At 61.8% G+C, this 14544-nt stretch carries 14 protein-coding genes and 1 pseudogene; 1 reads left to right on the top strand and 14 read right to left on the bottom strand.

From position 1 onward, the window contains the following. Window positions 1-422 precede the first annotated feature (422 nt). The 14 genes from gnd to B8W67_RS18800 form a co-directional block, all read right to left on the bottom strand. A complete protein-coding gene (gnd, locus tag B8W67_RS18865; RefSeq protein WP_069393889.1) occupies window positions 423-1451 on the bottom strand; it encodes a phosphogluconate dehydrogenase (NAD(+)-dependent, decarboxylating) in 1029 nt (342 codons plus the stop codon). Window positions 1452-1785: 334 nt separating this feature from the next. Then, a complete protein-coding gene (locus tag B8W67_RS18860) occupies window positions 1786-1968 on the bottom strand; it encodes a rubredoxin (protein WP_084229069.1) in 183 nt (60 codons plus the stop codon). 58 nt (window positions 1969-2026) lie between these two features. Beyond that, on the bottom strand, window positions 2027-2677 hold the full coding sequence (locus tag B8W67_RS18855) for a CAP domain-containing protein (protein WP_372507485.1): 651 nt from the start codon (window positions 2675-2677) through the stop codon (window positions 2027-2029). 4 nt (window positions 2678-2681) lie between these two features. Further along, complete coding sequence (locus B8W67_RS18850; RefSeq protein ID WP_084229070.1) at window positions 2682-3086, bottom strand: DUF732 domain-containing protein; 405 nt, start codon at window positions 3084-3086, stop codon at window positions 2682-2684. 7 nt (window positions 3087-3093) lie between these two features. Then, window positions 3094-3714, bottom strand: a complete 621-nt coding sequence (locus B8W67_RS18845) for a hypothetical protein (RefSeq protein WP_133056152.1) — start codon at window positions 3712-3714, stop codon at window positions 3094-3096. Between the two features lie 47 nt (window positions 3715-3761). After that, the gene (locus tag B8W67_RS18840) at window positions 3762-4436 is read right to left on the bottom strand and encodes an Rv1363c family protein (RefSeq protein ID WP_234794013.1); all 675 of its coding nucleotides are present in this window, start codon (window positions 4434-4436) and stop codon (window positions 3762-3764) included. A 41-nt stretch (window positions 4437-4477) separates the two neighbouring features. Further along, the gene (locus tag B8W67_RS18835; protein ID WP_069393893.1) at window positions 4478-5929 is read right to left on the bottom strand and encodes an MCE family protein; all 1452 of its coding nucleotides are present in this window, start codon (window positions 5927-5929) and stop codon (window positions 4478-4480) included. Between the two features lies 1 nt (window position 5930). Next, window positions 5931-7040: a virulence factor Mce family protein gene (locus B8W67_RS18830; RefSeq protein ID WP_109470229.1), complete on the bottom strand. Its 1110-nt coding sequence runs from the start codon at window positions 7038-7040 to the stop codon at window positions 5931-5933. 44 nt (window positions 7041-7084) lie between these two features. Further along, on the bottom strand, window positions 7085-8413 hold the full coding sequence (locus B8W67_RS18825; protein ID WP_069393895.1) for a virulence factor Mce family protein: 1329 nt from the start codon (window positions 8411-8413) through the stop codon (window positions 7085-7087). Beyond that, complete coding sequence (locus tag B8W67_RS18820) at window positions 8410-9732, bottom strand: MCE family protein (protein ID WP_109561844.1); 1323 nt, start codon at window positions 9730-9732, stop codon at window positions 8410-8412. Before B8W67_RS18820 ends, B8W67_RS18825 begins: the two co-directional genes overlap by 4 nt. Window positions 9733-9758: 26 nt before the next feature. Continuing rightward, on the bottom strand, window positions 9759-10787 hold the full coding sequence (locus B8W67_RS18815; RefSeq protein WP_085305653.1) for an MCE family protein: 1029 nt from the start codon (window positions 10785-10787) through the stop codon (window positions 9759-9761). Between the two features lie 54 nt (window positions 10788-10841). Further along, window positions 10842-12191 carry an MCE family protein gene (locus B8W67_RS18810; RefSeq protein ID WP_085305623.1) on the bottom strand — a complete coding sequence of 450 codons (1350 nt, stop codon included), beginning with the start codon at window positions 12189-12191 and terminating at the stop codon, window positions 10842-10844. 4 nt (window positions 12192-12195) lie between these two features. Next, window positions 12196-13050 (bottom strand): ABC transporter permease, encoded by an 855-nt coding sequence (locus B8W67_RS18805; protein ID WP_069393676.1) that lies wholly within the window; start codon window positions 13048-13050, stop codon window positions 12196-12198. Window positions 13051-13062: 12 nt separating this feature from the next. Further along, window positions 13063-13830, bottom strand: coding sequence for an MlaE family ABC transporter permease (locus tag B8W67_RS18800; RefSeq protein ID WP_197747577.1), 768 nt, complete (start codon window positions 13828-13830; stop codon window positions 13063-13065). A gap of 174 nt (window positions 13831-14004) precedes the next feature. Between B8W67_RS18800 and B8W67_RS21025 the strand changes: the two are divergent. Then, window positions 14005-14305 (top strand): annotated as a pseudogene (locus B8W67_RS21025) (integrase core domain-containing protein); the annotation flags it as partial. Between the last annotated feature and the right edge of the window lie 239 nt (window positions 14306-14544).

Raw genomic sequence — 14544 nt, 5'->3', positions numbered from 1 at the left:
ACCGGTCTCGGCCGGTTGACCCCCATCGAATTCGAAGCAATCATGACCCCACCGGCCAGTCAGGCCGCGTGACCAAACTGTCACCTATTCGTGCAGCAGACCCCAGCTTGTTGCCCTCGGCGAGCTTGCGGATGATCTGATCCGGCGTATGCCGCCGGCGCTTGTTCGATGCCATGTCGTTGATTGATTCTTCCTGCCCGAACACTCGGGCAACAGAGTCCCACAACGACTGGACCACTACAGGGGGCCCACCTCACGGCGACGAACGCTGTGTCAACCTAGCCGACGGAGGCGAGCGCGTCCGAATGAGCGGAGGTGTGCAGGTCGGCGTGACCCGATCAGCCGATCCGACGAAGTCGAGTCCGACGCGTAAAGGCACGCTCGGCCACAGCGACCGCCAGACGGACGAGGGCGGCGTGGCCCTACCGCGTGGCGCCCGGTTTCTCGTCGTGGCCGCCGAATTTTTTGCGCATCGCCGCGACTGCCTTGTCGGCGAACTCGTTGAGGTTGCGGGACGCGAATCGTGAACCAAGCGCGGCGGTGATCACCGGGGCAGGCACCCCCTCCTCGATGGCAGCAATCGCCGTCCACCGGCCCTCGCCGGAATCGGACACCCACCCCTCGAACGCACTGAGATCCGGCGATTCGACCAGGGCTGCGGCGGTCAGATCGACCAACCAGGAGCCGATCACGCTGCCGCGCCGCCACACCTCGGCGATCGCCGGCAGATCCAGGACGTAGCGGTAAAACTCCGGGTGGGTCATCGGTGCGGTCTCGGCATCCTCGCTAACCGTCTCGGTGACCCCGATGTCGGCGCGGTGCAAGATGTTCAGACCCTCCGAGACCGCGGCCATCATCCCGTACTCGATCCCATTGTGCACCATCTTCACGAAGTGTCCGGCACCGCTGGGTCCGCAGTGTAGGTAGCCTTTCTCCTCGGGAGCCACCTCGCCGTCCCGGCCCTTGGTGCGCTCAGCGGCCAGCACGCCCGGCGCCAACGCCTCGAAGATCGGTTCCGCCGCAGCGTACGCGGACCGGTCGCCACCGATCATCAGGCTGAAGCCTCGTGCAAGCCCCCACACCCCACCGCTGGTTCCGCAGTCCAGCATCCGAATACCTTTCCCGGCAAGCTCTTCGGCATGCCGGACAGCATCACGGTAGTAGGAGTTGCCGCCGTCGATGACGATGTCGCCCCCTTCGAGGAGCCCGGCCAACTCGGCGATCACCGAGTGGGTGATCACGCCGGCCGGCACCATCACCCACACGACCCGCGGGGCTACCAGCTTCGACGCTAGTTCGGCGATGGACTCCGTCCCGACCGCACCCGCGGAAACCAGCGTCTCCACCGCGACAGTGTCGCGGTCATAGACGACACAGTCGTGCCCGGCGCACAACACCCGACGTACCAGGTTCGCCCCCATCCGGCCCAGACCGATCATGCCCAGCTGCATTCGCATCCCTCCTTGTTATGGACCAGTTGCGGACCGGTCTCGAATACTTATCCGCGTCAGAGCAATCCGGTTCCAGCGCACCAGCTTCTCCGCCGCCACACCACAGGTGCGGGTGGCGCTGTTCCGCCTGCGAATTCTCCAGAAGCCGTTAATCGGTGAGATTTCCTCCGACGCATCCCGGCAGATGTCCGATTGAGGCCGGTGGCGAGCCTCAACCGTTCACCTGTTAATCCGACACGTTCGGAATTTCAAAAACCGCGCCTTTGGCACCATCGCCCTGCGCGACCGCCCCGTCCTCTTCAGCCAGCGCTACATGCGGCTAGCCAACACGAGATCACCCACGTGCGACTTCCACCATCTCGAAATCGGACTTGGCCGCTCCACAGTCCGGGCAGACCCAGTCGTCAGGGATGGCGTCCCAGCGGGTGCCGGGTGCGAGACCATCCTCGGGCCAGCCCACAGCCTCGTCGTACTCGAATCCGCATTGCATGCACCTGAACAGCTTGTAGGCACTCACTGCCGTTTGCTCCTAACCTCGTGGCGATTGCGATTTCCTGTCTGCATGAAGGGCGCCGTCACTGCGGCGGGTAGCTCGGCGGCGGGTACACACCGCGCAAAATCCAAGCGAACCAATCGACCCCGAACTCGATCTCGTCACTGCCGTCGTAGTCAGGGGTGGGACCGATGGGAAGATTCGCTGATGCGTCAGGCGACGGCGCCGCGACGTCCTTCTCCCCTACCTCATCTCGCTCGGGTTGCCCATAGACGGCAACCACGACCGTACGGTCCATGCTGTTTTCTGACCACACACCGATCTGGGTGTTGGCGCAGTTGGACATGACCGCGAAATCCGTCGGATTGTGATACCACCGGTTGATCAGGTCAACACCGCTGATCGCGTTGGCAGGGTGGATCGCAACTGTTTCCGCCACCTGACCGTGAAAGCCGGCTGCGTTGGCGCGTTCTTGCGGCCCGGAACCGTCGGAGCCAACGTCGCCGTCGAGGTTTCGGTTGTTCATCAGATCCCTCGTGTGCCACTCGGCGGCGAGTTGCAGCTGCGGGTTGATCCTGACGTCGTTGGTGCAGCCCGCTTGTTGCTGCATGGTGTAGACGTTTGCGACCACACCGTCATTGAGTCGCTTGTTATCGCCGCGAGCAGCTGGCGCACCCGCCAACAGACCGAGACCCACGACAGCCGAAAGAGTTATGACCGTTCGCCAGGACAACATGTCACCCTCCTGCTTGTCCGGTCGCGCTAGGCAATTGACGATGGTGTGCTGCAGAGTTGCGCAACTGCCAGATCAGGTCGGGGCACAGTTCGTTGACCGCCTGCGATATCAGGTACGTGGCCTGATAATCATCCGAGGTGGCGAAGTCGACCTTCACTTCGTTCATCACCTCGGTATAGCCACGGCCTTCAGCTACTTTGTCGCAGATGCCGTATCCATAAGCCAAAGCTGCGTCGGCATCAGCGAAGTTGTAGCCGGGCCGCATCGTCACTCCGACTAGATAAGCCAACGCGTCGGCCTGGGCGCGGGGTGCCACCACAACCGCCGCGACACCAGCCAATACCTCCACAACTACGCCAACACAGGCCAACGATAGGGATATGCGGCGAAATGGGTGCCGAATCATGGCCGGCTCAGACCGGCTCGAACTCGGAAATCAGCCATCGGTCATCGACTTTGTCGAGGGCGACTCGAACCCTGGACGCGGTATCGGTCGGTGCGTCTTGGCCGACGATGACGGTCTGATTCACAAAGAGCAGAACGACGGCGTGGCTGCCGGTCACCGATACCAATGCCGCACCGGGAACGGTGGCCACCGCGGAGATTTGTTTCTGCTTTGCCCCCGGGATCACCACTTCCTGGGTCAACTCCGTATAAGAGTCTAAAAAGGTGCCAGTTAACCGGCTGCGCGCGGCGTCGAGATCGCTCTCCACCGTGTCAGGCTGGTAGGACAACAGCGCAATCGTTGCCTCGGTCGCGGCCTCCGTGGCTTCCACACCAGACCGGTGGGCTTCACCGGTCGAAATTGCTTGCCATTTAGCAAATCCCACTGTCAACGCCAGGAGGAGCACCACGCCGGGCAGAACGGCATAGGCAATCACCGTCGGCCAGCCGACCGACCACCTCAACGGCCACAGTCGGTACCGACGAATCGACAGGTCGACTTCCGTGGTCGCCTCGGCGACATCGACCGCGTCTCCCTTCTCTTCCTTCACGACAGCTAGCGGCGTCTCTTCGGCGGTCGAATTGTCCACCGTCTCTGTCTTTTTTGGCTCACCGCCCAGGAGTACGCTTGAGAACCTCATGCCACAAACTCCACGTTCGAGACCTTCACCTGGTCATCAACTTTTTGGACCGTGAGACGCATCCGCCATGCTCGCGGGGTCTGCTCAGGAGCGGCCGCATTCACCGTCTCCACATTCACCGCCACCAACACCTGTGCGCCGTCAGGGGTCTCCGACTCCAGACCGGCTTCGGCGATCGTCCCGGTGGTGGTCGCTTGAGCTTGCCTGACGATGTCGATGAACGATTGGGATCGTTCTGCGAAGTCGTCATAGAAAGGACCCGTAGCGCTGTCCAGAATACGTTCTACGTCGGTGTCAGCGTGCTGCCAGTCGATTGTCGTCAGGTTCAATGCTCCTTGCCGAGCTACCTGCAGAAATTGACTTCGCTGAACCTGCGCCTGGTGGACTTGGTAGGCGTGCCATCCCCACCATCCGGCCAATCCCGACAAGGCAACGATCACAGCCAGGACCACCAGCATCACCCGCTGCGGCACCGACAGAGGTCTTCTCGTCTGCACGACGGCAGCACCGGCGGGGTCTGCATCGGACTCGACAGCCTCGACGTCGTCGGCCTTCTTGGGTTCGACAGTTGCGACGTCCTCCGTCTCTTCGGCTTCAATGCTGTCCTCGGCCTCCACGACTTCCTTGACGTCGCGTTCCTGGATCAGTTCGGGACCTGTCGCTAATCGCATACTGCCCTCCGTTCCTCGTAGTCGATGCGGATATGGGCCGATTAGCTGCCTGGCGGCAGCAACATCGCTTCCCATGTCAAGTCTTTCGGCGCAGTTTCGGCTAAATCCGATTGCGTGTACTGACGCCCATCGGGCCCGATATAGCTACCTGTGGCCGGGTCGTATTCGACGACCGCTATCGGTGGCGGCGGGTCGCTGGGACCGGCTTCCGGCGATGCTTCGGGAGGCAGCTGCGGGATGTCCTGACCGGTGATGGTCGCATTGGGGTCGCCCTTCCAATTGAAGCCGTCGTTAAGCGGCACGTACGCTTCGTCGCTTTCACACATCTTCACGGTGGGCGCCCGCTTGCCTGGCACGGTTGCGCACGGGAGGTTGCGGGCACCACGCACTGCGATTGGCGAGTCTTGCGGCACTCGGCAGTACAGGTCGCCCGGCGGGAGGTCCGGGTAGTCCTCGAAGGACGGGCTTCGCTGCTGCTGAGCGGGCAAGTACCCGGTTGTGCACGACGGCGGCAGGTTGAGGTTGAGGTTGAAGCTCAGGTAGATGCCTCTGTAGTCCTGTTTAGTGTTCACCTGAGCGATGATCGCGCCAGCTTCGACGGCGATGAGTTGCGGAGCCAACACGAGAATCTGTTCAATCGAATGCTGGTAGGTAAGTGCAACATTGCTGACGCTTGCCAGGTTGGCAAGCAGGATGGGCAAGGTGGGCTGCACCCGTTCGATCAGTTGGCGCACCTCCCCCAGCGCCGGCCCGCCCTGGTCGACGATCCCGGCGACCGCCGCTTCGTGGTCCTGTAATTCCTTGGTAACCGTGGCCAGGTTGGCAGCCCAGCCCGCAATGGAATCGGAGGTCTCTGTCTGTGAGTCGAGGACCGTCTTGGATTCGTCGATCAGCGCGATCAGCGGGTCAAGGTTCTTCCGTGCATCGGTTGTCAGCTTCGACCCGCCTCTGACAATCTTGGACAGCTCCGGGCCGAGACCCCCCACCGCGATATAGGACTCATCGATGACTGTGCTGACGTTGTCATGGGGTACAGCGCGCAGACCGCCGACCAAACCGTCGAGAACGGTGTTGATGTCAGGCGGCACAGAAGTGTCGTCCAGTGAGATCACGTCGCCGTTCTCCAATGGTGCCGCGGTGTCGCTGCGTGGCAGCAACTCGACATACTGTTCGCCGATAGCTGACTGGCTGTGCACCTCCGCCTTGAGGTCGGATGGGATATCGATACCGGATTGCAGCGACAGGACCGCTTCTACACCGGTATCGGTCAACTCCACTGACTGCACTCTGCCTACGGTGACCCCGCGATAGGTTACGTTGCCGGAACCATACAACCCGCCTGTCTCAGACAATTCCATCCGGACTGTATAGCGTCCCACCCCGAAAAGCGTTGCGGGCAAATCCATAAACTGCACCGCCATCACCCCGATCGCGGTCAACGCGACAACGATGAAGAGGAACAGCTTGCGCCTCATTTCGCGGCTGAGATACACGTCAGCGCCCCTGATCCCAGTTATACGGAATAGCAAGCGGATTACCCTGATTGAACGGACCGCCGGCTAGGCACGGACTGGGGAACTGGCCGATCGTACGACCCCACTGCAACTCGAGCTCAGTCAGATTGCACTCAAATCGGGACCCAGTGAAGATCCCCGCGTCGATCCGGCTGAGGGTCAGGTCCACGACGGCCGTCAGATTCGCGTGATCACCGCGTTGCCATTTTTCGATCGTTTCGTTCGGGAAGGGATAGGTGGGAATGAGACCGAGCGCTCGGGTCAGGCTGGGTCCGGCGTTGGCCAAAGACTCCAACACGGGCCCGATTTGCTCCAATTCCTTGACCAGATTCACCTTGGTCTTGTTGACCGTGTCGACGGTCAGCGCGCTGAATTTACCCAATTGGTCGGCCGCCTCGACGAGGTTCCCCCGTTCGTCGTTGAGCACGGCGAGCGCCTCAGGAATAATCTTGATCGCCCGATCCAGGACGGGTTGTTGCTCAGCGAACTTTCCTACCAGCCGGTTGACACTCTCGGCCGCAGCGATGATGTCATCAGTCTGGTCGCTGACGTTCGCAGTGAAGATTTTCAGCTGTTCGACTAGGTCACGGACCTCATCCTCGCGGCCGTCGAAAGCGGTGCTGAGCGCCTCGGTAATGTCCTGAATTTGGCCCAACCCACCGCCGTTGAGCACCAACGACAGCGCCGCCAGTGTCTGTTCGAGGGTCGGATAGGCATCCGCGCGAGACAACGGGATGACCGAGCCGTCGCGCAACTCGCCCTTCGGCGGTTCATTCCTTGGTGGCGCAAGCTCGATATGCAATGCGCCCAACAGGGTGGCCTGACCAATCGTTGCGGTCGCATTGGCGGGCAGGTCGACGCTCTGGTCGAGGCTCATCGTCAACAAAGCATGCCAGCCCTGGCGTTCAATTTTCGTCACATGCCCGACGGTCACGTCGCCGACACGAACCCGCGAATTCTCCTGGAGATTTCGAACATCGGCCATTTGCGCCTGGACCGCGAAGGACCCCGATCCGCTGCCCGGCAAACCAGGTAGCGGCAAGCTGTTGAGCCCCCGCCAGCCACAACCAGACAGGCTGACCATCAGCATGATCGTCACCAGCCAGGTTGCGCCGGGCCGCGATCTGGTCAACTTCATCTGTCCGCTCCTTGCTGGACCATGATGCCGGGTAAACCGGCGGCAGGATCGGTGGCGACTGTCTCAGCGGGCAGTGGCTCTACCGGCTGTTGCGGCGGAGTCGGCGATGAATCATCGGCCGGCGGAACGAAATCGGGACGCATCCAGTCCTCACTGTATGTGACCTCGTTGGGTCTGGCCTGTGCGCCGACAAAGAGGTTCTCTCCGATCGGTAAGAAGTTGTACTGACGGTTCTTTACGATCGGCGCCAAATACTGGGTGCACAGTTTCGCCGCCTGTTCCGCTCCCAAGCGGGAGGCGGCCTGTACCGCACCGCACAGGAAGGAAACCGGGTTTGCGAAATTGTTCAGCATCAACACGCCGGTCAGCGAACCATTGGCGGGTTCGTAGATGTTGTTGAAATCCACCATTGCCGTCGGCAAGACATGTAGCACCTGTTCGACGTCGCCAAGGCTCTCGACTAGGGCGGTGGTGATCGACGTCAGCCTGTCCGATGCGAGACCGACCGCCTCCCTGTTGTCGGCTACAAAGCTGCCGACATCGGCGATGACTGCATTCAGGTCAGTGACCGCTTGAGCAACCTCGTTCGGGTCGTCGGCCAGAACTGCTGACACCGTAGCCAGGTTCTGATTCAACTGCTTGAGCAAATCACTGCTGTCATGCAGTGCCGACACGAGTGTTGACAGGTTCTTCACCGTGGAGAAGATGTCGTCGCTGTGGTCACCGAGCGCTGACACCGCGGTCGACAGCTTGATGATCGTGTCACGAATGTTGGCGCCCTGCCCCCGCAGGTTCTCCGCGGCGCTGTCGATCACCGCTCCCAGCGTGCTCACCCCGCCGGGTTCGGTCGGCTGCAACATCTCTGTGAGGCGCTGGATTTGCGCCCGCATGTCATCCCATTCGATCGGGACCGCGGTGCGCTCCTGGGGGATGACCGCACCGCTTTGCATCGTGGGCCCGCCAGTGTAGGCCGGCGTCAACTGCAACGCTCTGCCGCTCACCAGCTGTGGAGACAAGATGACGGCCTTGGCGTCCGCCGGGACCGCGTATTTGCGATCGAACCAGAATGAAATCTTGACCCGCCGCGGCTGTGGTTCGATCTTGTCGATCCTGCCGACACGTACGCCCAGGATTCGGACGTCATCTCCCGGGTACAGGCCGGTGCTGTTATCGAAGTAGCCGACCACCGGAACGCGGGTGATCCGATCTGTCGTCGGTAGGGCGACGAACAGCGCGCCGACCAGGACCAACGAGAGAACTCCCGCCAGAACAACGCGGGCGTGCCGCTGCGCGGCCGTCCGAACCTCTCTCAACCGGGCCATCATCGTTGCCCGTCCGGTGGTACTTCTCCCGGCGCCGGCACGTAGACGGGTGAGGGTGTCGGTTCGGGGATGGATGCCACCTCCGGAGGGAGGGCGGGTGGTCCAGGTGGCGGGCCTCCTGGAGGCGGGGCCGGCGGCTCTGGCCGATAGGGGTAGCGACCCGGAGATTGCGCAGGCAGACCGGGGTCGGCATTTCCGGTGATCGCGTCGGGAAGGTTCAACCGCGGCTCACCACCCTGGCCGGTCCGCGGATAGGGCACAGGCAGCGGAGGAGTCCCTGGCTGGCCGACTTGCGGGTCGCTCAGTTGCGAGGGCAGCAGCGTAGCGGGGTCCAGTCCCAGGTCGGAGAAGGCAGCGTCGACAAACGGCTGGACGAACTGCCCCGGCAGAAGATTGACCACATAGGCCTTGAAGAACGGCCCCGAGGCCACCGTCTCACCGAGCCTCATCGCGTACGCGCCGAGCCCTTTAATCGCTTCTTGGACACGCTCCTTGCGATTGTCAACAATCGCGAGAACGCCGTTGAGCTTGTCCAGCGTCGGGCGCAGTTGCTGACGGTTTTCGGCGATGAACGCCTTTAATTGCCGTGACAGCGCCGAAATATTTCCCGCGAGCCGCCCTAACGCGGCGCTTTCCCTCCTCAACTGCGCCAAAAGTGCGTTGGTGTCCCGTACCAGACCGACCACCTGGTCGGTGCGCTTGGACAGCACCCCCGTCGCCTTCGCCGCGTTGTCCAACAGGCTGCGCAGCTCGGTGTCGCGTTCGGCGATTATCTCCGAGAATCTCCCGACACCCTGAACCGCATCTTTGAGAGCTGGCGGGGTATCGGAGAAGACGTCGGCCACGGTGCCAAGCGCGTCGGACAGCTGATCGGTGTCCAACCCGCTGATCTTGGCGGTCAAGTCGCCCAGGGCGTCGGGTAGTTGGTACGGAGATACCGTCCGGTCGATCGGGATCGGACCAGCCAACGGCCGGTCGCCGTTGGGCACAACATCGATCATCTTGGTGCCCAGCAACCCCTTGGTTTTGATCGAGGCCGTGCTCTGGTCGCCCAACCGAACGTTGCCGCCGATGTTGAATTTGACCAGAACTCTCGGCCCGTCCAGAGAAATGCTGGTCACCTTCCCGACGGGGAAGCCGGAGACCTCCACACCGGCACCGGTGAACAGACCCCCGGCATCGGCAAAATAGCCGGAGTATTCCCGCCCGTGTTTGAAGAACGGCAGTTTTTGGTTGAACAGCGCGGCCGCCACGATTCCCCCGATCAGCAAGATGCCAACGACGCCCAGCCTGAAATGATCGCGTTCCGCGAACGGCTTCATCACCCGCATCCGTTGAACAAGCGATGTCATTTGGGCGCGCACCTTCCCGTGCTCTGGCCGGCCACCTTCGTGTACACAGGCTGACCGCCCTTGCCGTTGAGTTTGATGATCACGTCACAGAAATAGAAGCTGTAGTAATCGCCGTAGATCGCTTGACGGTTCAGCGCCCGGTACTTGTCGGGCAGCACCTCCAGCAAGTTGTCAAAGTACTCCTCATCGGCCAGCACCTGCGCCGCAGTGCGATCGGTTTCATAGACCACCTTCTGAACCGGTTCGCGCGCCTGGGTCAATAGGTCGGCGATCGAACCGGCGGCGGCGTTCGTGTAGGCCACGGCGTTAGAGATGTCGTTCTTGCGTTCCGCAAGCGCCTGGACCAACTCCGAAAGCGAGACCACTGCTTTATCGAGTTGATCGGTCTGGCCACCGACCGTCCCCAACACCCCGTCAAGGTTGTCGATGAGTTGCCCGATCAAAAGATCACGATCGGCCAGAGTGTCGGTCACCGTGGCGGCTTGTTCCAGAACCAGCGCGATAGCGGGTCCTTGGCCTTGGAGCGTGGTGACCAACTGGCCGCTCAGCGCGTTGATCTGGTCGGGATTGAACCCGCGGAGCAGGGGACGGAAGCCTCCCATCACCGAATCCAGATCCAGCGCTGGCTTCGTGCGGGACACCGGAATCGTGTCGCCGGGCGCGAGCGTCCGGAGGTCTCCGGCCCCCTCCTCAAGCGCCAGATAGCGACCGCCGATCAAATCGTCATAGCGGATCTCGGCCCGGGTACCCTCGGTCAGAACCGCAGAAGCTTCGGCCTCGAATTCAACCCGCACCGTTGCGTCCTCGTTGACGACGATGCTCTTAACCTTGCCGACCTCCACCCCGGCGATTCGGACGAAGTTGCCTTCCTTCAGGTTGGACACATTGGTGAATTCGGCGTTGTAGGTCTTGCCGTCACCGAACCGAACCTGAGCGAAAACCACCATCAAGGCGAACGTGCCGCACAGGCAGGCGGTCACGAAGACGCCAACCCGAACAATGACGCCCGTCAGGTCCTTTCGCATCAACTTCCCCTCCTTTCACGGGTACCTAGGTGGCTTATGTCAGATCGGTTGCGGTCACGGTGGGGACGCCTGACCGGAATCGGCCGGCGGCACCCCTGGCCACAGTGGCACCCCGCCGGGGCCGTACAGCGGCGCACCGTAGGGAGGTGCGCCCGGGTAAGGCTCCGGACCGACCGCCGGCCCAGGGATGCACTGACGGATGCTGGGCGGTTCGGGCACGGCGCGAGTCACCGGAAGGTAATCCGCCCAGCACGGTTGCCCGATGCCGGGATTGGGTCGGATGTCGACGCCCGTCCCCCACCCGGTGTCGGTAATCAGTTGGCGCACCGGGAAGTTCTTGGTGGGGTCCGGCAACGAGCCGCACCCGGGTTGGCCGCCGGGCCCGCCCTTGGCGGCAACAACCGGCAGGTTTTCCGGATACTTGTAGGGGTCGTTACCGAGAAGCAGCGCTACGTCGAGGATCAGCGAACGACCGTCGGCGCCCCACACCGACGACATCGAGTTATCGAGGACCCACGTTGCGCCTTGGAGCGTGCAGGTGTACACCGGGTTGTACTTGAGCAGCAGGTTCGTGGTGGGTTCGAGAGTGTTCACAGTTTCGACCAAGCTGTCCTTGCTCGCCGCAAGAAGGCTCGTCCCGGCGCTCGAGAGTCCGACGGTGTTCAGCAACAAGCTGTCCAGCGAGTCCGAGTGGTTCACGATGGTCTCGCTGGTGGTGCTGACGGCGTCGAGAATCGTCAGGATATCCGGCGCGGCCGCGTCGTAGGTGTCGCCGAAGTTCTTCATTGCCTGCCAATCCGCGCGAACGGTCTCGCTTCGTTCGTTGAGCGCCAGCAGGACCTGATGGAGATCGGTGACGGCTTCGCCGATCTGCTCGCCCTGCCCACGTAGCCCATCGGCTACCGCGGTCAAGACAGCGTTCAGTTTGGCCGGGTCGACCATCTCGAGCAGATCGGCGACGCTTTTCAGGACAGTGTTGACCTCGGCGGTGACATTGCTGGAATGCAATACCGCGCCGGCAGCCAATCGGTCCGAGCTCGGCTCGGGGGGCGGGATCAGATCAACGAACTTGGCGCCAAATGCGGTGAGGACGCTGATTCTTGCCTCGACGTTTGCCGGGATCTTCCCGATTTGGCCCGGTTCGATCTGCAGTTGAAGAGCAACGGCGTCATGGCCGGAATCCGCCTTACCGACGCGACCCACCTGCACGCCGCGCATCTTGACCATTGCGCCGATCTCCATCACCAGACCCGATCGGTCCGACACCAGCGTCACCGGCACATAGGACTGAAAGGTGCCGCGGAAAAACGCCGTTGTCACGAGGAGGAACAAGCCGATAGTCGTCAGGAGAATGACCGTCCACACCGCGCTGTGGATCCGATCGAGGCCATGTCCATTTTTCATCGTGCTAGCCGGCCAATCGGATGTTGCCGTCTTGCCCGTAGACAGCAAGAACCATCATGACAATGGCGAGCGAGGCTACCGACATGGAAGTTCGCACTGCGACCCCGACGGCATCACCCACACCCGCCGGCCCGCCTGCCGCATGGTATCCGCGAAAGGTGTGAATCAGCATGATTATCAGAGTCACAGCAACGATCTCGGAGAGTGACCAGACCAGGTCGGCGGTGTGGAGAAACGTATTGAAGTAATGGTCATAAACGCCGGAGCCTTGACCATAGATGGCAGTCGTGCCGATACGAGCTGCCCCATAAGCAGTGAACAACCCCACACACCACAGCGGGATCACCACGATCACGCCGGCGACAACCCGGGTGCTGGTCAAGTAGGCAACGGCGCGGATACCCATCACCTCGAGGGCGTCGATCTCCTCGTTGATCCGCATCGCGCCCAGTTCAGCGGTAGCGCCCGCGCCGATCGTCGCAGCCAGAGCGACTGTAATGGTCCCCAATTGAATGACGCGCGGATTAAAGAAGGCCGACGCTGCCCCAGTCAGCGCTTCCACCCCGACAGCTTGGAACTGGTTGTAGCCTTGGACCGCAACCAAAGCGCCGGTAGTCAGTGTCAGCATCCCGATGATCACGACCGATCCGCCGATCACTGCGAGCGCCCCGACCCCCAACCCCATTTGGGCGATTAGGCGCAGTATCTCCGCTCGGTACCGAACAACCGCGTGGGGAATGGAACTGAGGGTGGCGACGTAGAACCGGGTCCGGTCACCGGTCCGGTTCCACTTCCCCACAAGCATACTCAACGCGTGCTGCGCCCGAGGTCGGAGCACACTCGGAGCGGTCGTCCTCATCAGTTGCTCACCTCACGAGATCGTAAATTGGACGCCGACAGCGGTTACAAGAATGTTGATCATGAACAAGACGAGAAAGCAGAACACAACTGTTTCGTTGACAGCGATACCTACGTTGGACGGACCGCCCCTCACGGAAATTCCCTTGTAGCAGGCGATCAGACCGGAGCACACGCCGAAAAGCGTCGCTTTGATCAACGTCACGATGACGTCATCCAGTCCGGTTAGCAACGTCATACCTTCAACAAAGGCCCCTGCTGAGACATGCAGGTAATAGACCGAGAGAAAGTAGGCACCGACCAGGCCCACGATGACGACCTGCGAAACGATCAGCAGCGAAACCAAGGTGGCGGCCAGCACTCTCGGTACCACCAACGCTCGGATCGGATCGACACCCATCACCCGTTGGGCATCGATTTCTTCACGGATGGTCCGGGCGCCCAGATCCGCACACATCGCCGTAGCGCCGGCACCGGAAACGACGATCACGGTCGCCAACGGAGCGATTTGGGAGACAGCGAAGAATGCACTACCGGTGCCGGAGAAATCCGCAGCACCGAACTGGCCAAGCAAGATGTTGAACAGGAATCCGCTGATAACGGCGTACGGTAGCGCCAGCAACAGTGCCGGCACCATCGAGACGCGCGCCACGAACCACACCTGGTTCACAAATTCTGCCCAGGCGAAAGGCGGGGTGAAGATCGCCACGAAAGTGTCCAACGACATCCCGAAGAATCCGCCCAGACCGCGAATCGGCTTGGCAATCAGGTTCGCCGACATCACCACTCCGAGGGCCCCCCAACGCCGCCTTCAGATGACCTCACCACAGCCACCGTCGGCCGACACGTCACATCTGTCAGGGACACACTTCGGAACGCTATCGAGCGGCGGGTGGCCGGTCTAGACGTCAAAGGGAAGACTTTGATACCCCTTTTGAGGCTACGGCGGCCGGTGGACGGCGTCGTCGACGTCCTCGACCAGCTCGCCCACATCCAAGGGCGCCGCACTACGTGCCGTTCGACCATGGGCCCGAGTTCATCGCCCGCGCGGTCAACGACTGGTGCCGGTTCAACGGTCAGCTGCGCGACGAGCTCCTCAACTCTTGGCGCTTCGACACCCTCCTGGAAGCCCGGGTGATCATCGATGATTGGAGGATCGACTACAACGCCAACCGACCGCATTCGGCCCGTCGCGGAGTCAGCCCGACCGATCGCCCTACAGTGCGACCACGACCCACCAATCCCAAGCCGCATAGCGACTGGACCACCAAACGGGTCCCTCAGTCGAGCACTGCTCGAACCGTGTCGTGCGCGCATTTCGTGTTCGTACCGATGATGCCTTTTGGGCTGCACTTGATCTATCCGGTGACGTAACCACCGGGCATCTCGCATACCGGCTGCCGACATTGGGAACGATGAGGGGGACCCGTTTGGTGGTCCAGTCGTTATGCGACTTTCGGTTGGTGGGTCGTGGCCCACTGTAGGGCAAACTCGG

Origin of the sequence: Mycolicibacillus koreensis, assembly GCF_002104795.1 — a bacterium.
GTDB classification, from domain to species: Bacteria; Actinomycetota; Actinomycetes; order Mycobacteriales; family Mycobacteriaceae; genus Mycobacterium; species Mycobacterium koreense.
Note: the sequence above shows the minus strand (reverse complement) of the source record. Positions and strands in the feature narration are given on the sequence as shown.

Coding starts and splice junctions, on each gene's coding strand:
- B8W67_RS18830 (WP_109470229.1), bottom strand. CDS start 7,040: ATGCTGATGGTCAGCCTGTCTGGTTGTGGCTGGCGGGGGCTCAACAGC.
- B8W67_RS18810 (WP_085305623.1), bottom strand. CDS start 12,191: ATGAAAAATGGACATGGCCTCGATCGGATCCACAGCGCGGTGTGGACG.
- B8W67_RS18850 (WP_084229070.1), bottom strand. CDS start 3,086: ATGATTCGGCACCCATTTCGCCGCATATCCCTATCGTTGGCCTGTGTT.
- gnd (WP_069393889.1), bottom strand. CDS start 1,451: ATGCAGCTGGGCATGATCGGTCTGGGCCGGATGGGGGCGAACCTGGTA.
- B8W67_RS18820 (WP_109561844.1), bottom strand. CDS start 9,732: ATGAAGCCGTTCGCGGAACGCGATCATTTCAGGCTGGGCGTCGTTGGC.
- B8W67_RS18800 (WP_197747577.1), bottom strand. CDS start 13,830: ATGTCGGCGAACCTGATTGCCAAGCCGATTCGCGGTCTGGGCGGATTC.
- B8W67_RS18825 (WP_069393895.1), bottom strand. CDS start 8,413: ATGATGGCCCGGTTGAGAGAGGTTCGGACGGCCGCGCAGCGGCACGCC.
- B8W67_RS18840 (WP_234794013.1), bottom strand. CDS start 4,436: ATGCGATTAGCGACAGGTCCCGAACTGATCCAGGAACGCGACGTCAAG.
- B8W67_RS18815 (WP_085305653.1), bottom strand. CDS start 10,787: ATGCGAAAGGACCTGACGGGCGTCATTGTTCGGGTTGGCGTCTTCGTG.
- B8W67_RS18805 (WP_069393676.1), bottom strand. CDS start 13,050: ATGAGGACGACCGCTCCGAGTGTGCTCCGACCTCGGGCGCAGCACGCG.